The organism is Spirosoma pomorum, from assembly GCF_054776615.1.
Map to the genome: position 1 here is coordinate 1,174,611 of NZ_BAAHBP010000001.1, position 22,240 is coordinate 1,196,850.

Below are 22,240 nucleotides of genomic sequence, written 5' to 3' on the forward strand. Positions count from 1 at the left end.
AACGGGTTTCCTGAAAGCGTACCACCCAGAAGAAATTCAGTATTGAACAACTTCAACAAGGGCCGCGCCGAGTGGTCGGCCGACATCTATTTTCAACCATAAAACACTGTTTGCATTATGCCTTGCGGTAAAAAACGGAAACGGCACAAGATTGCCACCCACAAGCGGAAAAAACGGCTAAGAAAAAACCGGCATAAGAAAAAGTAGTATGCAGCTAGCAGTGAACAGCCTGCAGTTCTGCTTACGCTAAACTGCCTACTGCCTCATTTCATACTGCTCACTCAGCCTACAGAAGCCCCGTGCCGGTCTGCAAAGCCCGAACGTGGCTTCTTTGTTTATACAGCCATTCTAACCGTACATTCATCTTGTGAGTAATGAATTAATTATCAGTTCTACTCAGAAAGGTGATCGGATCGCACTCTTGCAAAGCAAGAGATTGCTGGAGTATCACGAAGAAGAGTTAGACAGCAGCTTTACTGTTGGCGATCTTTACCTGGGAACCGTTAAAAAACTTTCGTCAGGCCTGAACGCGGCCTTTGTCGACGTAGGTCACGAAAAAGATGGTTTTCTGCACTATCAGGACCTTGGGCCTAACATCAATTCGCTCAACAAACTGGTCAAAGACGTTATCGCCAAACGGGTAACGAACGGACGGCTTAGCGGTGCTAAGTTGGAGCCACCTATTGATAAGATTGGTAAAATCGATAAGGTGCTGACAAAGAATATGCCCATTTTGGTGCAGGTAGTTAAGGAACCCATCTCAACCAAAGGGCCTCGCTTGTCGTGTGACATTTCGATTGCAGGTCGCTATCTGGTACTGGTCCCCTTCTCAGATGGGGTAAACCTATCAAAGAAAATTACGGACCGTGCCGAACGAACACGGTTAACCCGACTAATGGCTTCTCTGAAGCCACAGAATTTTGGGGTTATCGTGCGTACCGTAGCACAGGATAAAGATGTTGAGGAGCTTGATCGCGATTTACAGCACTCCCTCGAAAAATGGGATCAAGCTATCAAAAACCTGTCCGAGGCAAAACCACGCGACCGGGTTCTCGGTGAGATGAACCGGGCCTCCTCCATCCTACGGGATATGCTTAATGAATCGTTCGAGAGTATCACGGTGGACACCCGTGAGTCGTTCGATGAGATTCGAAACTTCATCCATACTATTGCGCCCGACAAAGAGAAGATTGTCAAGCTATACACTGGCAAATCCAAACTCTTTGAAGCAATAGGCCTCGAAAAGCAACTGAAATCGCTCTTTGGCCGATCGGTTAGTTTACCAGGCGGAGGATACCTGATCATTGAGCACACCGAAGCGCTGCACGTTATTGACGTCAATAGCGGCAACAAGTCCAATTCGGAAGAGGATCAGGAGGCAACGGCTATCAGCGTTAACCGAGAAGCCGCAAAAGAAATTGCTCGCCAGCTTCGGCTGCGGGACATGGGTGGTATCATCGTTGTTGATTTCATTGACATGAAAAAGCCGGAGAACAAGAAGCTTCTTCAGGATATCATGCGGGATGAGATGCGTGCCGATCGCTCGAAATTTACCATTCTGCCCTTAACAAAATTTGGGCTGATGCAGATTACCCGGCAGCGTGTTCGTCCGGAAATGAATATTGTAACCCGCGAGGTGTGTCCAACCTGTGGGGGAACAGGCACCATTCAAGCAAGTGTTCTAGTAACTGATGTCATTGAGAACAACCTTGACTATATTCTGACTAAGCAGAACGAGACTGGTATCTCCATTTCTATGCACCCCTTTTTGTACGCTTACTATACAAAAGGCTTTTACTCAAAGCAAATGCAATGGTTCGTCAAGTATAAAACCTGGGTTAAATTGGTCAAAGACAGTTCACTAGGCATTGTCAACTTCAAATTCTTCAACAAATCAAACGAAGAGATCGAGGTTGGAAGCGGAGCTTAGTACTAGTAAAAAATTACTAGTATAAACAAAGATCAGTTAGCACTTGCAGTGCAAAAAAGTTTTAAAGAAAAGGCTACACTTTTTCAAGTGTAGCCTTTTCTTTACGTGCTGCTGTTAGTTGACTAATGCAGCACTTCCATCTCGCGTAATTCATTATAGACTTCTTTTCCGATAAGATCCTCCACAGATTCGACCGTATCGATAGTTAACAGTAAGTCCCTCAGGTCGTCCGTAATCTCGTAGATTTGATACGTACGTCTGTCGAACAGGACAGGAGCTTCCTCCAAGTCACAGATAGAATAACGTTGTCCATTAAACGTAGGCTTTGTTGCCCACGGGGAACTGACCTCCGTATTCTTCTCTGTTTCAGGCTCAAGAAAATCCTGAATATAGCTCCATCCATCCCATTGACCCGGATAGCGTTGTACATAACGCCACAGATTATCATACAGTTGTTGCATGGCCTCCTGGCAGAACATATCACGGTCGCTATTCCGGATCGGCTTGATTGGGCTAGAAACGTGCAAGACGTTAGTCAGGTCAGTATCTCGGTAGGCTATTACGGGTATGATAGGTACACCGGTAGCATGTGACAGATAGCCAACACCCTTTCGAGTAAGCACTCGCCGGTTACCAAATCGAACGGGTAGGAATTTGTCTTCCTCGCCAGGTTCGGGTCCCGTTTCCGCGCTTCCATCAACGTAAGCGATAATAGACTTGCCCGCTTTAAGCTCACGTAACAGAGTAAGCCCCGCCGTAGGACTCCCAGCATCAACTAACCGAATCGTATTAGTCAAGCTGTATTTCTGACGTAATGCTTCAAAGTGTTCAGTCAGGATGTCTCCCTGACTTTTGTTCATGTTACTACCAACTAGCAGCACGCAGTCTACACCTCGCCGAAACAGTAAACTTGTTAGAAGCCGATAGGAGCCTAGGTGATACGTACAATAAATAAATGGCTCTTTATTGTTTACCAGAAACTCCTCGCGGCCACTCGTCGTTACTATATCACCCGCTGTCAGACATTGTTGATCGAAGCTTGTAAAGATTTCTTGTAACAACAGCTCTCTGAACAGGTTCTCATGCTCGGTACGGGGTATGAAAGGCATAATGTTCTCTACGTTAGCTGAGAACGTCGTGTACTTCATTAAATAACCCCGTTCCTGATGAAGATTTACGCGGCTAAAGTGCTCCCGACAGCGCACGAGCTCTTCACGGTAAAGTGTGCGTGCAGTTGGCATAACTTGCGATTCTTACAGTGAGAAGTTAGCTTTGGGAGCAAGGCCATGGAAAGACGACCAGCCGCAGCATTCGGCTTCCTGCAAGAAGTTCAGAACGTTCTTGGATTCGTTTTTGACTGCTGACAACTTGATGTTTTTAACGGTTTGAACAGCTTTGATGGTGAATTGCTTTTTCATGATGACTTTTGATTTGAGAGTGATTTTTCCTGTTTTGATCGGCCCCTGAATACGTTGCCGATTGACTGATACAAAATTATATTGCCCAGGAAGGGTCATCAATCGCAAAAAAGTCTCATTATTATCGGCGGAATTAGTAACTAATTACTATTTCTTTAGTCTATATATTTGATAAGGAGTAATATGGAAGCAGTGAAATTAACCAGGTCGTTTTTGAAGAAGCCGCTGTATAGCGTCTACCTCATGCTTGGTATCATTCTGCTTATCGAAGTATTTGCCTGGACTGCTACTTACAATACAAAGTCCTTGATCATGGCTAAACATGGTGGGTTTTGGCCTTATATTGGTCTCCTTTTCCGTAGTTTACTAATACCTGAAGTATTCACAGCTTATATCGTAGCTACGTTAGTTGATAAGGCCCACCAGATTTTCAATTTGACCACTGTTGATCTGAACGCAAAAGCAATTGCTCGTTATGAATTTCTTTTGTTACCAGTCGTTCTACTATCATTTTTGATTTTTAATCCCATCACAGAGTCTGTTAGGTTTCTAATGGAAGCCTTTCCCCATTACACCTTCTCCAACTACTGGGATGAGTTTATAGCCGGCACGTTTAACTGGGGTACGTATTTGCGTTATTTGGCCCCAGTAGTACTAATTGGTTATATACCGACCAACGTTTCTCTTGTATCCGATTACTTTTCCCAGCGACAGCAGGAGCAAGAAGAAGCAAAGCAACAGGCAATTTTGTATCCACCTTTGGTTCCTCCTGCTCCGGTGGCCTCTACCTACCTGATGCACCTCAAAGGTCGCGATCCACAGGGAGAATTAGATTTTCCTACCTCAGACGTCTACTACTTTACGATTGAAGAACGCTCTTACTACGCCGTCGTTCCCAAGGGCCGTTACGCCGTCAGCAAGGCACTAAATGAGCTGGAAGCAGAACTCGATCCGACCCAGTTCTATCGTATTAAGCGCGACTACATTGTCAATAGAAAAGCTGTTCTCAATTATGCTTATTGGGAAAATGGTAAATACATTGTTCGGCTAAATACCCCTGATCACTACGAAATCGTAGTCCCCCGCGCTCGAATGCAGGATTTCAGAGAATGGTTACAAGCTGACCAGCGAGATCCGCAATCCTTTGCTGATTCTAGTCAGGACCCTCTATTGATGCCTCATTAGCCTCTATAAGTAGTTTTTGACTGAAATACTGTACCGAGGTAACTGCCGGCATCCATCTAATTCCAGTTTTTTTGCAATATGTGCCTTGTGGTTTATTATCGTACGATAGCTAATTCCCAGCTCATCAGCGATTTCGCCTGACGTGTGACCATTGGCTATTAGTCGTAATACCTCACGCTCCCGGGTAGATAGCCGCCCTAACTCTTCGCGCGTTTTATCGGTCATGACTTCGATTCCATAATTACGAATTAAGTTCATAAAACCACTGCTGTAGTAACATCCCCCATAGCTCACGGTCTGGAAACAGCGATACAATTCCTCTAATCCATCGTTCGCATACAGAAATCCGAGGAAGCCCATTTGCATAGCTTCAACGATCGTGCGTACATCTGGCTTACTAGCGTATAAAATAAACTTCGTCTGGCTATTTGATCGTTGAAGATCTTGGACGACTTCAAACGTCTTACGTCCTGAAATCTCAGGTTCAATGATAACACACTGTGGCCGTTTCACTCGAATCTGCTGAAGCGTATCCTCCATTTCAACGGCTCGTCCAACTACATTGTATCCTTGCTCTTTCAGGAGTTGGCTCAATACCTCACACGTGAACAGTTCTGACTGTGCCACCAAGATTGAAAAATCCCGACGACGGAGCGCAAAGTTTTTGGCGGCCTCGTGGCCATTATTCGATTGGTTCATAGTATAAGTATGTCACAGATGTTTTTAGCGGTATGAATCTAATATGCTCAAAAAAAACTTAACAATGAATCATTCTGAAATCACCATCAGTAGGGACGAAATCACTGATAATAAAGGGAGAATTTGGGTGATTTCGTCCCTACTGATGGTGATTTCAGGCAGAAAGACTTGATTTCAGCCGTTTTGACCTACTATTTTTGATCATCAGCGGAGCATTCACTGTCTTAACGCATTGTGTGATGAATCATAAAGAATCAAAAAAATCGTCGACCTACGAAGCATCATCTGCCGAAGTTCAAACTGTTATTATGGACTGGGTAGAAGCAACTGAAGCATTCCACCGTCGTTACGCTAAACTGACTGAAGTCATCAACAAGCTGCAATCATCGTCACGTACCAAGTCGGTTCAGCAGCGCGAGCGGCTCAAGAACCTCACGGTTTTACGTCGCCACATGAGCGATGTGTTGATGACGCTACTTATGGACATGGGCGGTCAGCAATCCAGCCGTTCTGCGCTACCATCCAAACCAGGTCAGCTTCGCACGCATGCTTCTTTATTAACTGAACTGACACAGAAAATCGACGCTGAGCTAGTCAACGCTACTGTTGTCGCACGCGCTTAACGTTCAACCTTCCTCATAGACAAATGCAAAGCCTCTCGGTACCGAGAGGCTTTGCATTTCTCCCATCAACCAGAAATAACAGTACCCAGCAGACGCGAGATTTCCATATCAATCCGTTTATACTGCATAAACTCCATTAGTATCCTATCTGCCTCTTCTGTAAACTCTTTGTTTACTTCTCTTAACTGCTGTTGAAGGACCGACATGCGTTGTTCAGCCAGTATTTTCTTTATCCGTAATATATTCCGATAGGCAGCGTCAGCCAGTATCGAAACTTCTTCTTCTGACGGTACGAAAATCTCATGCCGCAGCCATCCTTCGCTAATCTCGTAGCGTGGCGTGGTGAGGCTAATTACCTGCTGCTGAACCGCGGATTCAGACGTTACACGCTGACTGATGAAATCAGTAGCAGTTAGAATAGTTCCATGAGTATATGCCTCACGGAAATGAGTCAAAATATGGTTAAACGGTTGGGTTTGAAAATCGATTTCGTGTAATTCGCTGAGTATGTACTGACAAAGAGTGATACCAGGCTCTAACTCCTGCGCTCCATAGTTTATGAGTAACCGTACACATTCTTCCTCTTGATAGGATACAGGAGTACGTGTTGACCCTACCCGATCTCTTTCTACCTCTGGTGCTGTGGCCGGACTGTATACAGGTTCGTCTGGCGATGGAGCTGTATCGATCTCCAGCTCATTTAATAAGGCATTTATGTCATCAATTGAGGAATCAGCAGCAGTCAGTGGTGCTGATCGTTGCTCCTGTCCTGGCGCCCGTTTCTGCCGATCACTGCTTTTGCGAGCCTGCTCCTGTTGTACTCTCAGCAGCCGGTTTATTTCAGATATAACAGATTGTTCACTGACGTGAAAAACCTGCGCTACACGCTGCGACAATGTCTGGCGCTTTAGCAGGTCCGGTATCTTTGTAATACTAGCGCAGACATCAGATATTCCCTCGGCCCGCTTCAAAGGGTCATCACCAGCTTCGGTTAACCAGCGACCAGCCTTAAAATCAATAAAATCCTGGGAGTGCTCCTTGATATAAGTTTTGAAGACGTCAGCTCCCACTTTATGCACATAACTGTCCGGATCCTCGCCGTCTGGTAGTAGCAGCAGCTTAAGATTAAGCCCTTCCTCCAGTACCATATCTAATCCGCGCAGGGCAGCCTTGATACCGGCGGCATCGCCATCGTACAGAATCGTTACGTTAGGTGTAAAGCGACCAATCAACCGAATCTGCTCCGTGGTGAGCGACGTACCTGATGAAGCTACTACGTTCTTAATGCCCGCCTGGTGAAGGGATATAACATCCGTGTAGCCCTCAGTTAAATAACAGACATCCTCTTGACGAATGGCCTGCTTCGCCTGGAAAATTCCGTACAGTACCTGACTCTTGTGGTAGACTTCCGTTTCGGGCGAGTTCAGGTACTTGGGTTGATTTTTATCCGTTTTTAGGATTCGGGCTCCAAACGCAATAACTCGACCCGACACATTATGAATGGGAAACATGACCCGCCCCCGGAAGCGGTCAAATACTTTGTTGTTTTCTTTACTAAGGATTAGCCCGGCCTTTTCCAGTATTTCTCTCTTGTAGCCGCGTTTCAGACCAGCTTGTAGTAGGGCGTCCCACTGGTCGTAGCTATAACCCAGATCAAAAGCGTCCAGCGTCGGATTCGTAAAACCACGCTCACGAAAGTAGGTAAGCCCCACGGTTTTGCCTTCGTCGCTGTTCAGTAATGCTTCCTGAAAAAATGTTTTGGCGAAATTCAGTACGATTAGCAGGCTTTCACGCTCGTTCTGGCGTAAGAGCTCTTCTGGTGTCTGCTCCTGCTCTTCAATCTCAATCCCGTACTTTTTGGCGAGATAGCGTAGTGCTTCGCCGTAGCCGATGTTTTCCACATCCATAACGAAGCGAACCGAATCCCCCGCTTTGCCACAGCCAAAGCATTTATAAATCTGCTTGGCAGGGTTAACGCTAAACGAAGGCGTTTTTTCATTATGAAATGGACAGCAAGCAATGTAATTGCTCCCACGCTTTTTCAGGGAAACAAAATCATTGACTACTTCCAGGATATCAGCCGCCTGCCGAATTTGATCGACAGTTGCTTCAGGAATACGCATCAGTTATTAGCGAGTTTTGACCTAGCAAATTTATAGCCAATTCCATCTTTTTGTTATACGCAAATTGCCTAATGTCGGTTTGAGTATATCTATCATGTGGCATTTTTTTTGTCACCGTTTCTTGAGGCCTAGTCGACACCAATTTCGCCCGCCCCCGTTGACCTCTTTTTGCCCAACGTATGATATACCGTGTTGTATCCTCTGCAACGATTTGTAGTTGTGTAGAATACCCTAGAGGAGCTTCACCTTACACGATAGCTGGCCGGTTTATTTTTCTACTTTTTTGCTCGATCTGCATTCAGGCTACAGGTTTGCGTAAGGGTCGTACAACGAGATGTAATGATGAAAAGGTACAAATCTTTATAAACAAACTGGGCGAGCAGAATCACTTCTGCTCGCCCAGTTTGTTAGTTTAGTTGATGTTGACTAATAAGCCCGCACCAACTTACCTTCCATAAAGTTAACGAAAGCTTTATTGACAACATTGTTCCCGCCGGGGGTTGGGTAATTACCTGTAAAATACCAATCGCCGGAATGAGCAGGGCACGCTTCGTGCAGATTTTCAACCGTCTGATAAACAACGGCTACTTCAGCCTTTAGATCAGAGGGCGTAATAATCTGCGCAACTTTGTTCGACAACTCTTCGTGCGTAAATGGCGCGAAGATGGCCTTCACGTAGTTCTCTTTGGTTGCATTGCCAGACTCGATGGCGGCTACGCACTCAGCGTACACCTCATCAAGAATATATTCTTGTCCGCGCTCGCGTAATAATTCCAGCACGGCCCGGAAAGCAACAAATTCTTTTACTTTCGACATATCGATGCCATAGCAATCCGGAAAGCGAATCTGAGGAGCCGACGACACGATGATGATTTTCTTGGGACCTAGTCGGTCCAGCATCCGTAGGATGCTTTTTTCAAGTGTCGTTCCCCGCACAATGGAATCATCTACGACAACGATATTATCCTTGCCCTTCTTGATGACCTCGAACGTAGTATCGTACACATGCGATACCATGTCATCCCGCTGACTATCATCGGTGATAAATGTCCGCAGTTTTACGTCCTTCGAAACCAGTTTCTCAATTCTAGGACGGAAAGCAAGTACTCGATCGAGTTCCTCTTCGAAGAGAATGCCTTCCATAATCGCTTTTTTACGCTGCTTATAGAGATATTCTTCGATGCCTTCTACCATGCCGAAGAACGCCGTTTCAGCCGTGTTCGGAATGTACGAGAAGACTGTGTTTTCCAGATCGTAATCGATTTCTTTCAGGATCTGCGGAATAAGCAGTTTACCCAGTTGTTTCCGCTCGTTGTAAATATCAGGATCGGTAGCACGCGAGAAATAAATCCGCTCGAAGCTGCATGAACGCTTTTCGATTGGTTTGACGAACTGCTGCTCAGCGTACTCACCATGTTTATCGATGATCAACGCGTGACCCGGCTGTACTTCTTTAATCTCGCTATATTCTACGTTAAATGCCGTCTTGATCGCTGGCTTTTCAGATGCAACAACGACCACTTCATCATCGGCATAGTAATACGCAGGCCGAATACCGGCTGGATCACGAGCGACGAACGATGCACCGAAGCCCGTCATCCCCACCATGGCATAGCCACCGTCAAAATCGCGGCAGGAACGGTGCAAAACGCGCTGCATATCAAGATTATCTTCGATGATGTCCGACAGTTGTGGGTTTTCGTAAATCCCTTTGAATCGATCGAACACCCGCTGGTTTTCTTCGTCCAGGAAATGGCCGATTTTTTCCATCACCGTAACGGTATCCATCTTGTCTTTGGGGTGCTGTCCCAGCGAAACAAGTTTGTCGAACAGGCCGTCTACGTTGGTCATATTGAAGTTACCCGCAACGACCAGATTCCGGCTACGCCAGTTACTTTGGCGCAGCATCGGGTGACAGTTCTCGATCTCATTAGCCCCGTGGGTCCCATAACGCAGATGGCCCATCCAGACCTCACCCGTAAACGCTATATTCTCCTGCAACCATTTGGCATCTTTAGCCTTGTCCTTGTTGCCTTTGAGTGCTTTACGGAATTTCTTGTTGACCTTCTCGAAGATGTCGGCTACCGGACGCTGGTCGACTGAGCGGTAACGGCTGATATAGCGGTGACCGGGTGGAACATCAAGCTTGATGTTTGCGATACCGGCCCCGTCCTGGCCCCGGTTCACTTGCTTTTCCATGAGCAGGTAAAGCTTGTTAGCTCCGTAAAGAGCGGTACCGTATTTGTCGATGTAATACTGGTACGGTTTGCGGAGCCGAATCAGGGCAATACCGCACTCATGTTTGATAGCGTCGCTCATGAGGGTGTCGCTGAAGCGATTAGGTTTTTAGTACGTAACGAAGTAACGGCTGCCATTTTGCAATGGTTCAGCAGTGGGTAGAACAAAGTTATGAAAAGTAGAAGGCCGTAAAATCAACAAGTTGAAATTCCTTGGTAAAATATAGGGCTCCTATTACGTGTATCGATACGCCCACCAGATTAGCAGCCCCTGCAAGGGAAGCCTTCCCCACCGTATCAATGCAGGAATGTGGGCAAACTTATCGGCCGTAGCCATGTATATGTTGGCAGGAAATACAGCAATCAATAGCAAAATAAGTCCCCAAGCCGCCCAGGATCGTGTCGCTGGAATTAGTAAACCAATCCCCAGTAGTATTTCAGCGATACCACTAAGCCCCACCATTAATTGGTGAGCGGGAACGTACGGTGGCATAATAGACAGAAATGGTCGAGGCTTGACCAAGTGCGCGATTCCTGCCACTATGTACACAACTGATTGTAGGTAGAGCCCCATAACTGATTTTTTAGAAACCTTTCTTCGCGCGGATTAAACGATCAGAGTATTACGTTGTCCAACCGGCAGACTGTAGGGAAAACAGCTTGCCAGCTGACTTGTTCCGCTCACCGTAACAGAAACGGCCCTCTGCGCAGAGGGCCGTCTTTTTTATTCGATGATATGACCAACAAAGCTGGCACTGTTGTCTAAAATGGGGCCGCCTTTCCGAAAGCCCAGTCCGCAGGCCTCTCCGGCAAAGAATACCCCTGCTTGATACGTGTTGCCCTGGCTATCCTGTTCGAGTTGAACGTATTCCTGGTAAATCTTGGGATAGTCGCCGTACTCACCGTCAACGCCTAGTCGTTCGCTCCCGTCCTCGTTCAAAATCCGGACGTTAGCCCCTTCGCGACCAAAAATCACTTTTTCCACGCAGGCTTTTCCCACCAGTGGTTTTGTATCGGTTTCGAGCAGCAATGGATGGTACGGATACAGTTCCCAAAGGATTTTTAGAATGTACTTCGATTGAAACAGCAGTGTGTACGCCGGATTCAAGACCACAACCAGCCGCTGCCGAATCAGTTCTGTTAAGATATTGACCATTTCAGGCTCGTCTTCGGCAATCGATTCCCAGGGAACCAGCTTGAACCAGAAATCCATTTTTTCGAACTGACTATTTTTGGGATTCTGCCAGAAGATACCCTCCTGCCCCGAAAACTCTACGTTGTCAACAAAGTCAAATTCTACTTCAAAGCCTGCTTCCCGAGCTGCTTCGCCCAGAAGCGCAACGTTGGCATCGTCTTCCGGAAAACCGCGCATGGCAGACAACAGCAGTGTCGGCTGTAAATCAGGATTTACCGCTAGTAATTCTTCGAATTGCGTGGTCAACGTTTCGAATAACGTATTGAACTGCTGACTGTCATCCAGTTGGTTGGCACGTAAGTGGGCGTATTGCACCACGGCGGTTTCGGGCAAGCAGGTTGCCGTATCGGCGTTAAACTCCAGCAATTTGATTTGACTGCCATTAATTCCTCCGGCTAGGTCAAACCGACCGTACAGATGAATGTTCCGATCGTCATCCCAGGAAAGCTTAATCAGTTCAACCAGATTTTCGGGAATCCCCAGCTCAGCAAATCGATTGTTGTCAATGACGTGCTGACCAGCCGCCACAAACATATCGAACAAGTCGTTGGCCGCTTCAGCGTAAGCATCAGCTTCATCAGCGCTAACGTTGACGACTTCATTCGTTAAATAAGGTAATGTATCGTGACCCAGCATCCAATCCCAACCAATGTTTCGTAGCTGGGCATCAGGGCTGGTGGCCAATGTTTTTAAGGAAATCATTACTTCTTGTTAAGTCGGGTTTTAGATAGGAATACCTACTGATTAGGCCGTTATCAGATTTTTTTGCAGGCCCGCTTTCTGGATAAAATCAGCAATTAGCGTTTGATAGTACTTGACGTATTGATGCTTTTCATTCAGCGACCAGTTCAATTCCGTTGCCATTAGATCGGCCACAACTGGTGTTACGTCGCTCGTTAGCCGCCAATCCAGTAATTCCAGTCGCCAGCGCCGGGCCAGTACATCCCGGATTGTGACAGCCATCTCTTCGCGAACCTGATAAACTACTTCGGCCTGTACGTAAGGATACTTCGGATCGATACGCTTTGCCCATTGGTTATTCTCCCGAATCAAGCTAGCCACGCCCTCGGCCCGGTTACCGTACGCTTTCATCAAATGCTGACAGACGTCCGCCGGGAGCTGATACGCCTGCTGAAGTTTTTGCCAGTTGTCAAACCGGTAGTTTTCGCCCCCAACCAGAAAGTGCGTTGCCGTCGTTGAATGGGCGGAGTTATTTAACCGTTGAGCGACTTGATCAATAGCGTCCTGCGCCATGAGTCGGTATGTAGTCCACTTCCCTCCCAGCAGACTCAGTAACCCCGACTCAGCATCTTCTTCTACTTCGTGATCACGCAACAACGCTTTGGTGTTGGCTCGATTACTAACAATCAGTGGGCGTATTCCGCCAAAGCCAGCCTGTACTTCGTTGGCATTGGGAACGTTGGCAACGTAAGGGCGTAACGTATCCAGCAAATACTGAACCTCGTTGGGTTCCAGCACGGGTTCGTGTTGCCCTTCGGTATAGTCATTGTCTGTTGTTCCAACAAAAACTTTGTCCTCGAACGGAATAGCAAAGACGACCCGTCCGTCCGCCGTTTTAGGAATCAGCATCGCACTGTCGCTTTGCAGCACCTGCCGGGGCAACGTAATGTGAACGCCTTTACTAGGTCGGATACGGGGCTCGGCTGATGGATTGGCCAGTAAGCGGATTGCATCCGCGTAAGGGCCCGTACAGTTCAAAAACACCCTGGCTTTTAGGGGGAACGACCTATCTGTAACCTTATCCTCAACGAGCGCAGCCGTAAGCCGTTGGCCGTTACGTTCAAAGCCCGTTACGTTTATATACGTTGCCACAGCAGCCCCGGCTTCAGCGGCTGAATGAGCCAATGCCAGTGCGTACCGCGCATCATCAAGCTGTCCGTCATAGTACTGAACCGCACTGTGCATGTTGGGCGTCAGAGTTGGCATCTGAGCTATAGCTTCTTTTTTACTGAGCCAGCGTCCCTTCGGGAATGCGTCGTGCCGGGCAAAGAAGTCATACAGACGCAGGCCGATAGTAATGTATATTCCCTCAATAAGGCTGAACACTGGGGTAAGCAGTGCCAATGGGTGAGCCAGATGAGGGGCGTTCCGAATAACCGTTCTTCGCTCAGCCAGACCGTGCCTGACCTGCCGTAGTTGAGCCAGATCCAGCTTTTTAATTGCCTGCTCCAGGTAGCGCACGCCCCCATGAATAAGCTTTGTTGAGCGGGACGACGTTTCGCCCGCGAAATCACCCCGATCAATCAGCGCGACTCGTAATCCTCGTAAGGCAGCGTCCAGCGCGGCTCCGGCCCCACTAGCGCCAGCGCCAATTATGCATACATCGAATTCTTCGTTTTGAAACCTCTCTATGCTTGCTTTCCGATTCATGCCTAAAGGTACGTTAATAAGACGTTGTCTACGCTGCGGTTAGCGTTGATCGCAGGTCCGTTCCTACGATGAGAAGCCCCGGCTCCGGCCACCAAAGAAACCGCTGCGACCGCCTGACGGACGCGTGGTCCGGACAACCCGCGACGCACGGACATTTTCGCCGATTTGTGCCGACCGATTATACAGGCCCGAATTAGCATACATGCCTGCTCCGTAGCGCTGGCGGTCATCCGTATATTGTGGCGCCGTGCTTCTACCCAGCATGTATCCCATACCTCCCCACAAAAGTGCGTTAGCCAGTCCGTTGCTATGATGATAGCCCGCTGGATTATTCAGATAGGTACGGGTCGACTGGTCGTTTTCAACGAGTCGACGGGCAGCTTCGACACTAAGCGTATCGCGGTGACCATCCGCGTAATTCACAATCGCACCCGCCTTATCTGAATCGGTCTCTACTTCATCCGTAATTTTGAAATTACCAGGAGATGTTTCAGTGATGTACGTTCGTACGCCTTTACGAAAACTGGTTTCGGTCTGTTCCGTTTCGTCGGCGTTATTATTACCACAGCTTTGGAGCAGCACGGTTCCATTCAGCAATGCCAGTGTCAGCGTAGTACTGAGCGTAATGTCTTTAACGCGCCGAAGAATTGTATTCCTACGTAGTGGAGTCATAAAAAGAAAAGGTTTTGTCTGGACTAAACTACCAGAAAGCATTGGCGGTTGCAACGGTAATTGGATAAGTCCGCTATAGTATCTTCCGAGTGGTCACTAGCGAGGACGAAAATTACCTCGGAATAAAAACGGGACATCAATGGAAACGCTAACTGTTGTATTCAGTGCTTTCAAACTGGCCGGTGTTGCTCTGGCATTAACAAATTCTTGTTATCCTGACAGAACTTTAGCGGATACGACTGTCATCAGGGGTAAGGGCAGATCATTCCTGTTGAATTCTCACCATAAACTCAATCGTTTCTTGCTCCTAACGGTGCTTTATCGTAGCCATGCGCAGATAGACGCCGTTGGTCCAGCCAAATCCATCCTGGTTCGGGTATTTCCCTCCCCCTGTCGTCAGCGAAGCGTCAACTACGTTATATTTTTCCATCATCTTGCCCGTGGATTTGAATACTTTATCATTTAAAGATAGCCACCGGTCACGGGCATCATCAGCTGTAGTTTGAAAACCATAGTTGACTAACCCCTGGTAAACAATCCACTGCAAAGGTGCCCAGCCGTTGGGCCAGTCCCACTGCTGACCGCTATTTTCGAGTGTAGTAACCCAGCCTCCAGCCTGCAGAAACTTTTCCTTCAGTTGCTCATGAACACGCTCTCCCTGCTGAGGACTCGCCAGGTTAAAAAACAAGGGAAAAGCCGACGCCAGCGTCAAGGCTGGTGTTTGCTGTCCCGCCAGCAGATCATAGTCGTGATAAAAACCCGTTTCTTCCTGCCAGAAATACGTATCGATAGCTTGTTTACGCTGCTGAGCCAGCCGCTCGAATTCAGATGCCTGAGTTAAGTTTCCGGCCTGTTGATACGCTTCTTGCAGCGTTTTTTCTAAACTGTATAATGTGCAGTTCAGATCGACCGGTACCAGATCGGCAGTGCGGGTCTCTATCATAGCCATTCCCGTGGAAAACCAACGACTGCTAAAATCCCAGCCCGACTCGCAGGCCGCCCGGAGGTGCACATGTAATTTGAGGGGATCGACACCGGCCTCTATGGCCTTGCGGCCCAGCTCATACTCCGCCTTAAACGCTTCAGCACGGGGCAGTTCGGTCGCGTCCCAGAAACGGTTTAGCACCTGTCCATCGGGCATCCGTACCACTCGCCGATTGAATGGATTTTCCGGCGTTACCTCTGCCTGCCCAGTCATCCAAAAATCGTATTCTTTTTGCAGATGGGGCAAGTAACGTAACAATACGTCCGGACCGTCCACTTCCGCCAGTAACTGAACCATAAGCGCAAAAAAAGGTGGCTGTGATCGGGTCAGAAAATACGTTCGGTTTCCGTTGGGAATGAAGCCAAACGTATCTATCAGATAGGCGAAGTTGTCGAGCATAGCCCGGATCAAGTCCCAACGACCTGCATCGGCGAGGCCCAGCATGGTAAAATACGTGTCCCAGTAGAAAATCTCCCGGAACCGCCCTCCCGGAACCACATATGGATATGGCAGCGAAACCCGCGAACTACCCGGCACATCCGTGTCGGCCGGTCGGGTCAGGTTATCCCAAAGGCTGTTGATGTGGTCGACCGTGCTGCGCGAGCGGTCACTAACGTAATCGCGGTGAGCCGCACTGGGTAGGAGAAAGTACTTGTTGACAAAGGCGGACAGGTTAAAATCAGGCTTTACTTTTTCAGACTCGTAAAGCGCTAGTAGTTTACTAGCCTCCAGCTCTGGTATGCAGTCAACAAACGTTTTCGAATCCGTAAATACCGACGTCAACTGGACTTCCCGAAATAAGTCACTAAAAAGCTGATCGGGTGGTAGGTATTGTGATGAGTGAGCCAAGAGTAAAAGAAAGTCGTCCCGGCCAGTTGACCAGGACGACTTCGTTTATTTGTTGATGATAGATGTAATCATGCGAAGCGGTACCTGCACCCAGTCAGGCCGATGATTCAGCTCGTAGCTTAGATCAACAACGGCCCGTTCGAGCAGGTATGTTTCGATCATCATCTCCAGATCATCGGGCTGCTGAGGAACCAGGGCGCTCCCTCGGACCGTATCCAGGTAAGCCCTCAAGAAGAAGCTACTCATGTAGTACGCCCAGAAATCAGCGTATCGTTTCGTATCCTTTTTCTCTTCTTCCGATAGTTGAAGACTTTTCGAGAAACCTTCGTGGGCAACGTAATAAAACGACCGGATCATCGTAGCAACGTCACGTAACGGAGATCGCTTGAGTCGGCGTTCGCTGTAACTGCGAGTTGCATCGCCCCCGAAATCCTGAATAGCCATGTCTTTACCCGTCAGCAGGATATTATTCAGCTGCAGGTTGCCATGAATCCGGGTTTTTGTCGCGTCTAGTTTCTTTTCGTAAATCCGTTTCAGTACGTTCAGTATATCTTCTTTACGTTCGATAATGGACTCAAGCTCTTCCTTGACGTCGTTCGACAGGCGATTTAGCGTACGCTGCTGGATTTGATAGTTTTCCCGAACAATCGCCTGCATGCCCGAAAACAGCGACCGTTGATAGTGCAGTGAAAAATCTTCCGGTGCAAAGTCCTTGAGTTCTTTATCGGACGCCAGTGCCAGATGCATCTCACCGATGTGGTGGCCAATCACGCGAACCTGTTCAGCAGCTCGCACGCCCAGTAAGTCTTCTAATTCTGGGGATATCTCATTCACCGAAACGGGCTGCGCCAGACTCCCTTGTCGGTCCTGCGTATTGAGCAAGCTCAGGTCGCGGGCCAGAATCCGCTCAATGTAGTTATTGATGCGCTCCAGCATGAATCGGTGTCCGTCGCCCCGACTTTCGGGAATAAGTTGCATCATACCAAGCGCAATCGGATCCACACCCGTTTGCAGACTCACTGCCCCCGCAAAGGCAGGCACGCAGCCAAATCCAACGGTTTCGGATAGGTACCGACTGATTTCCAGGTCAGGGTTAAGAGCACGGTCAATTTTACGGTACATCTTCAAGATGAAGTTGTTATCGTAACTAATGGCCGTGTAGCCCTGCCCGGACGTAACAAGTTTAGGCCGGATATCACCGTGACTGTTGGCGTAATCGCTCAGTATTTTACTGCCTTCAAACGTAATTCGATCCTGATCAGCAGCCGACTCAGTCGAGTTTGTTTTGGCCCCACTGTCAACAAATCGATTTAGCAGTAACTGTTGGAGCGCCGTTACGTAAAACCCATCACAGAGAATACCTTCTTTGCCGTCGACCGTTAACGTAGCTAACACTGATTGCGCGCAGTTTTCCAATAGTTTGCCGGCCTGTATGTCGGTGGCAAAAGTTAGCACCAACTGATACGTTTCGGGTAGACCGCGCTCGTAAGCGATCTCGATCAGGAGCAGATAGGAATCCCGGTCATCAACAGATAGTTTGCTAGAGTCGGTGATGGAAACCCCGAAAAGCGTTTGTCCGCGTCCGTTGAACCAATCGACTTTGTCCAGGTAGGCTGGTATTACATTTGTTTCGAGCAGCTCCCGCGAATAACCATCCAGTATGTTCTCCCACTTAGCTACTTCTAAGTTTGGAATATCAGCCGTTTCAGCTACCTCGGTGCGGGTTTTATCCAGCACAAACCACTGGTAATCGTGCGGAGCCAGCGTAAAGAAATACGTACCGTTTTCGCCAATAACCGGGAAGCGGTTCTGGCTAAATAGTTCGACCGGAACCTGACCGCGATAATCGTTAAGATCCACCTCAGCCGGCTGCGCATATTTCGACAGATTGATAACAATCAACAATGTCTGATCGTCGTAAGTCCGCGTAAACGCCAGCACTTTCGGGTTTTCGACGTTCATAAACTTCAGATCGCCCCGCCCGAACGCTTTGTATTTTTTGCGCAGACTCATCATCCGCTTCGTGAACCAGAACAGCGACGACGTGTTGCCCCGTTGCGTTTCGACGTTCACCGACTCGTAATGATACTCCGGGTCCAGAATGGTTGGCAGGTATAGTTGCTGCGGGTTAGCGCTGGAGAAGCCCGCGTTTCGATCGGGCGACCACTGCATCGGCGTTCGTACGCCATCCCGATCGCCCAGATACACGTTATCACCCATACCGATCTCATCACCATAATACAAAACAGGCGTCCCGGGCAGCGAAAAAAGCAGGCTGTTCAGCAGTTCGATCCGCTTCCGGTTGTTCCCCATGAGCGGTGCCAGCCGATGCCGAATCCCCAGGTTGATCTTGGCCTTCGGATTTTTGGCGTAGGTCTTGTACATATAATCCCGCTCTTCATCAGTCACCATTTCAAGCGTTAGCTCATCATGGTTACGCAGGAAAATAGCCCATTGACAGGTTGGCGGAATCTCGGGGGTCTGGTCGAAAATGTCCGTAATGGGATACCGATCTTCCATCTGCAATGCCATGAACATCCGCGGCATCACCGGAAAATGGTAATTCATGTGACACTCGTCACCATCACCGAAATACGAAGCCGAGTCTTCCGGCCACATATTCGCTTCGGCCAGAAAGACAACGCCGGGATAATGGTCATCGACGTGTTTGCGCAGTTTCTTCAAAAACGCGTGAGTTTCGGGCAGGTTTTCGCCGTTGGTACCCTCCCGCTCAAACAGATACGGTACCGCATCCAGACGGAAGCCATCAACGCCCATGTCGCACCAGTAGTCAATCATCTTGAACACTTCGTCCTGTACCAGCGGATTATCGTAGTTCAGGTCAGGCTGGTGGTGAAAAAACCGGTGCCAGTAGTACTGTTGCGCTTCGTGATCCCAGGTCCAGTTGGAGAGTTCAAAATCCTGAAAAATGATCCGAACGTCTTTGTACTTCGTCGGATCATCGCTCCAGACGTAATAATCCCGTTCCGGCGATCCTTTAGGCGCTTTCCTAGCCCGTTGGAACCAGGGGTGCTGATCGGACGAGTGATTGATAACCAGCTCCGTAATCACTTTTAGGTTTCGGCGGTGAGCTTCATCCAGAAAGTGCTTGAACTGTTGTATGGTCCCATAGGACGGATTAATGCTGTAATAGTCGGCAATGTCATACCCATCATCACGCAGCGGGGATGGGTAAAAGGGCAACACCCAGATGGCTGTTACGCCCAGTTCCTGCAGGTAATCGAGCTTTTCAAGCAGCCCCTGGAAATCACCAATTCCGTCACCGTTTCCATCACGGAAAGCCTTGATATGCAGTTCATAAATTATTGCATCCTTATACCAGTGTAGCTTATCATCTATCACGCTGTTATTTCCCGCCATAATCCTGTAACGTTGGTAAATGTCTGTATTTAGTGAGCACAAGGGCTTGAAACAATAAGACATCTTTAGCATCTTTTGTTAAAAAGATGTGACGATCAGCAGAAATAAGCCTGTTTTTTGCACGCACGCTGCAATTTCCCGGGTTCGGAAAAGAACATGTCCTGCTGATATTCGTTAACGTACTATAGAAGACCACTCATTGTCATGGATGATAGTGATCAACGCCCACCTATTAGCTACAGGCTTATTTCCGGCTGAACCGGAACCGTGTTACACGTTTTACGGGCATTTATCAGGCGTTTTCGGACGCTAAACTGTACGTATGAATAGTCTTAAACAGTCTCACAACCGTATTATCATTGTCGCCTATCGATTACCCTTTACAATCAAACGCACCAACGAAGGCACCGAACTTTTTCAGAACTCAGGCGGGCTCGTTTCAGCGGTTCTATCGCTGGCCGAACAGGTAAGTCAATCTACCTCGGACAATTCCCCGAAAATTCACTGGGTTGGTCAGGCAAGCAACGATTTAGTGGATCTGCCCCGTTCTGTTTTTGAAAACGAGAACTTTGTGGCACATCCGGTTTTCATCGACGATGAGGTTAATAAACGGTTTTATGAGGGCTTTGCGAATGACCTGATCTGGCCCTTATTTCATTATTTCCCAACTTATGCCTCCTTTCGGGAGGAGGATTTTGAGGCTTACCAGCAAGCAAACACTCGTTTTCTGGAAGAGATAACAGCGATTATCCAACCCGGTGATCTGGTCTGGATCCAGGATTTTCAACTGATGCTGTTACCAGATATGCTGCGACAAGCCGTCCCGGATGCCTGTATCGGCTATTTTTTTCATATTCCTTTTCCCAATTACGAAATTATCAAGCTCCTGCCTCGTACCTGGCGTCAGGCGCTTATCAGTGGGGTTCTAGGGGCCGATGTAGTAGGCTTTCACACCAACGACTACGTACAGCATTTTCTGAACAGTGTTACGGAAGTTCTGGGGTTGCCTAATATTAACCAGCGTATAGTCCTCCCCGAGCGGTCGGTAGTTGTCAAAGACTTTCCGATCAGCATCGATTACAATAAATTCAATCAGGAAAGCCAAACCCCGGAGGTTATCGAAATTAAGCAGCGCTACCAGAAGATGGTTGCCCCGCATAAGCTTATTTTCTCAGTCGACCGACTCGACTATACTAAGGGGATTACGTATCGCTTACAAGGGTACGAGCGATTCTTAGAGCAGAATCCGGACTGGCATGATCGGGTGACCTTTGTCATGAACGTCGTTCCTTCGCGGGATCAGATTGGCCAGTACCAGGAATTAAAGCGTGAGATTGACGAAACGGTTGGTCGAATCAACGGGCTTTACGGAGGAATCGGCTGGCGACCGATTGTCTATTCCTACAAATCGCTGGATTTCAACAAGTTATTAGCATCATATACCTCCTGCGACGTGGCCTTGATTACGCCCATCCGGGACGGCATGAATCTCGTCTGTAAAGAATTCGTAGCCAGCCGGTTCGACAATCAGGGGGTACTTATTTTAAGTGAGTTGACGGGCGCGGCCCAGGAGTTACCCGAAGCCCTGATCATCAATCCAACCGATACTCAGGAAGTTGCATCGGCCATTTTACAGGCGCTCAATATGGAGCCTACCGAACAGGCCCGCCGTATGCAGATTATGCGCAAACATATCCAAAATCATAATGTCTTCCGCTGGAGCCACGATTTCATGAACACGTTCGAACAAGCTACCGATCAACATCCTGTTTTAGAAACCGATCTCTCGGTTGACGCTTATCTGACCGCTTTTGACAATGCCAGTCGGCGCCTACTGCTGTTCGATTTCGACGGCACATTGGCCCCACTAGTCAACGACCCGAACGACGCCCGTTTGTCAGATGCGATGCGCCAGACGCTGTCTCAGCTTGCTCAGCAAAGCGACATTGTTGTCATCAGCGGTCGGAATCGAAAGTTTTTGGAGGCTACGTTTGACGGTTTACCCGTACAATTGGTTGCTGAACACGGCGCTTTTCTGAAAAAATCCGATCAGGAATGGGAACGACTCGACCTGTCAGACGGAAATTGGGTAGATCTGATTCATCCTTTGCTGAAGCAATACGTTGATCAGTTCCCGGGTACGTTTGTTGAGGCAAAGGAAACGGCTATTGCCTGGCATTACCGCCGGTCTACTGCAGATGATATTGAAAGCCGGGCGGTCGAATTAGCTACGCAGCTACGTAACATCCAATCGTCGGTTCCCCTAGCAGTCATTCAAGGCAACAAAGTTATTGAGATCAAACCGGCTCAGCACAGCAAGGGAACCGTGGCCCGCACGCTGTATGAGGGTGAATCCTATGACTTCATTGTCAGCATTGGCGATGATACGACGGATGAAGACATGTTCCGGCAAATGCCAAACTGGGCTTATACGATCAAAGTGGGCACTGGCAGCTCGTTTGCGCAGTATCGCCTGGCCCGGCAGCATGACGTAGAAACCTTGCTGCAACTTATGAGCAACTCCCTCGTCAATTCCTGATAGGTGATCGGCG

At 48.2% G+C, this 22,240-nt stretch carries 15 protein-coding genes; 4 read left to right on the plus strand and 11 right to left on the minus strand.

Going from position 1 to position 22,240, the window contains the following annotated elements:
* The first annotated feature begins 367 nt into the window (after window positions 1-367).
* Window positions 368-1,930, plus strand: coding sequence for an Rne/Rng family ribonuclease (locus tag ACYVAD_RS04865; RefSeq protein WP_461138331.1), 1,563 nt, complete (start codon window positions 368-370; stop codon window positions 1,928-1,930).
* Between the two features lie 122 nt (window positions 1,931-2,052).
* On the opposite strand, the gene ACYVAD_RS04870 is transcribed toward ACYVAD_RS04865, so the two are convergent.
* Both ACYVAD_RS04870 and ACYVAD_RS04875 read right to left on the minus strand, forming a co-directional pair.
* Entirely contained in the window at window positions 2,053-3,039 is a 987-nt protein-coding gene (locus ACYVAD_RS04870; RefSeq protein WP_461138332.1) for a lysophospholipid acyltransferase family protein, read from the minus strand.
* 144 nt (window positions 3,040-3,183) lie between these two features.
* Window positions 3,184-3,348, minus strand: coding sequence for a hypothetical protein (locus ACYVAD_RS04875; protein WP_461138333.1), 165 nt, complete (start codon window positions 3,346-3,348; stop codon window positions 3,184-3,186).
* A 183-nt stretch (window positions 3,349-3,531) separates the two neighbouring features.
* Between ACYVAD_RS04875 and ACYVAD_RS04880 the strand changes: the two genes are divergently transcribed.
* Complete coding sequence (locus ACYVAD_RS04880) at window positions 3,532-4,533, plus strand: LytTR family DNA-binding domain-containing protein (RefSeq protein ID WP_461138334.1); 1,002 nt, start codon at window positions 3,532-3,534, stop codon at window positions 4,531-4,533.
* 3 nt (window positions 4,534-4,536) lie between these two features.
* Here ACYVAD_RS04880 and ACYVAD_RS04885 read toward each other — a convergent pair whose 3' ends face one another.
* Window positions 4,537-5,232 carry a response regulator transcription factor gene (locus ACYVAD_RS04885; RefSeq protein ID WP_461138335.1) on the minus strand — a complete coding sequence of 232 codons (696 nt, stop codon included), beginning with the start codon at window positions 5,230-5,232 and terminating at the stop codon, window positions 4,537-4,539.
* A gap of 239 nt (window positions 5,233-5,471) precedes the next feature.
* Here ACYVAD_RS04885 and ACYVAD_RS04890 point away from each other — a divergent pair, with 239 nt between their 5' ends.
* Entirely contained in the window at window positions 5,472-5,855 is a 384-nt protein-coding gene (locus ACYVAD_RS04890) for a hypothetical protein (RefSeq protein ID WP_461138336.1), read from the plus strand.
* Between the two features lie 65 nt (window positions 5,856-5,920).
* Here the strand turns inward: ACYVAD_RS04890 and dnaG are convergent, their stop codons facing one another.
* The 8 genes from dnaG to treS all read right to left on the minus strand — a co-directional run bounded on the left by dnaG (window position 5,921) and on the right by treS (window position 19,688).
* Window positions 5,921-7,978, minus strand: a complete 2,058-nt coding sequence (gene dnaG, locus ACYVAD_RS04895; RefSeq protein WP_461138337.1) for a DNA primase — start codon at window positions 7,976-7,978, stop codon at window positions 5,921-5,923.
* Window positions 7,979-8,404: 426 nt separating this feature from the next.
* On the minus strand, window positions 8,405-10,297 hold the full coding sequence (locus ACYVAD_RS04900; protein ID WP_461138338.1) for an amidophosphoribosyltransferase: 1,893 nt from the start codon (window positions 10,295-10,297) through the stop codon (window positions 8,405-8,407).
* A gap of 153 nt (window positions 10,298-10,450) precedes the next feature.
* Window positions 10,451-10,789 carry a DoxX family protein gene (locus ACYVAD_RS04905; protein WP_461138339.1) on the minus strand — a complete coding sequence of 113 codons (339 nt, stop codon included), beginning with the start codon at window positions 10,787-10,789 and terminating at the stop codon, window positions 10,451-10,453.
* A gap of 150 nt (window positions 10,790-10,939) precedes the next feature.
* Entirely contained in the window at window positions 10,940-12,112 is a 1,173-nt protein-coding gene (locus ACYVAD_RS04910) for a glutathionylspermidine synthase family protein (protein WP_461138340.1), read from the minus strand.
* A gap of 42 nt (window positions 12,113-12,154) precedes the next feature.
* Window positions 12,155-13,801, minus strand: a complete 1,647-nt coding sequence (locus tag ACYVAD_RS04915) for a glycerol-3-phosphate dehydrogenase/oxidase (protein ID WP_461138341.1) — start codon at window positions 13,799-13,801, stop codon at window positions 12,155-12,157.
* Between the two features lie 63 nt (window positions 13,802-13,864).
* Complete coding sequence (locus ACYVAD_RS04920) at window positions 13,865-14,473, minus strand: hypothetical protein (protein ID WP_461138342.1); 609 nt, start codon at window positions 14,471-14,473, stop codon at window positions 13,865-13,867.
* A 307-nt stretch (window positions 14,474-14,780) separates the two neighbouring features.
* Window positions 14,781-16,307 (minus strand): alpha,alpha-trehalase TreF, encoded by a 1,527-nt coding sequence (gene treF / locus ACYVAD_RS04925; RefSeq protein WP_461138343.1) that lies wholly within the window; start codon window positions 16,305-16,307, stop codon window positions 14,781-14,783.
* Between the two features lie 45 nt (window positions 16,308-16,352).
* The gene (gene treS / locus ACYVAD_RS04930) at window positions 16,353-19,688 is read right to left on the minus strand and encodes a maltose alpha-D-glucosyltransferase (RefSeq protein WP_461138344.1); all 3,336 of its coding nucleotides are present in this window, start codon (window positions 19,686-19,688) and stop codon (window positions 16,353-16,355) included.
* Between the two features lie 322 nt (window positions 19,689-20,010).
* On the opposite strand from treS, the gene ACYVAD_RS04935 reads away from it, so the two are divergent.
* Window positions 20,011-22,227, plus strand: a complete 2,217-nt coding sequence (locus tag ACYVAD_RS04935; protein WP_461138345.1) for a bifunctional alpha,alpha-trehalose-phosphate synthase (UDP-forming)/trehalose-phosphatase — start codon at window positions 20,011-20,013, stop codon at window positions 22,225-22,227.
* Window positions 22,228-22,240 lie beyond the last annotated feature (13 nt).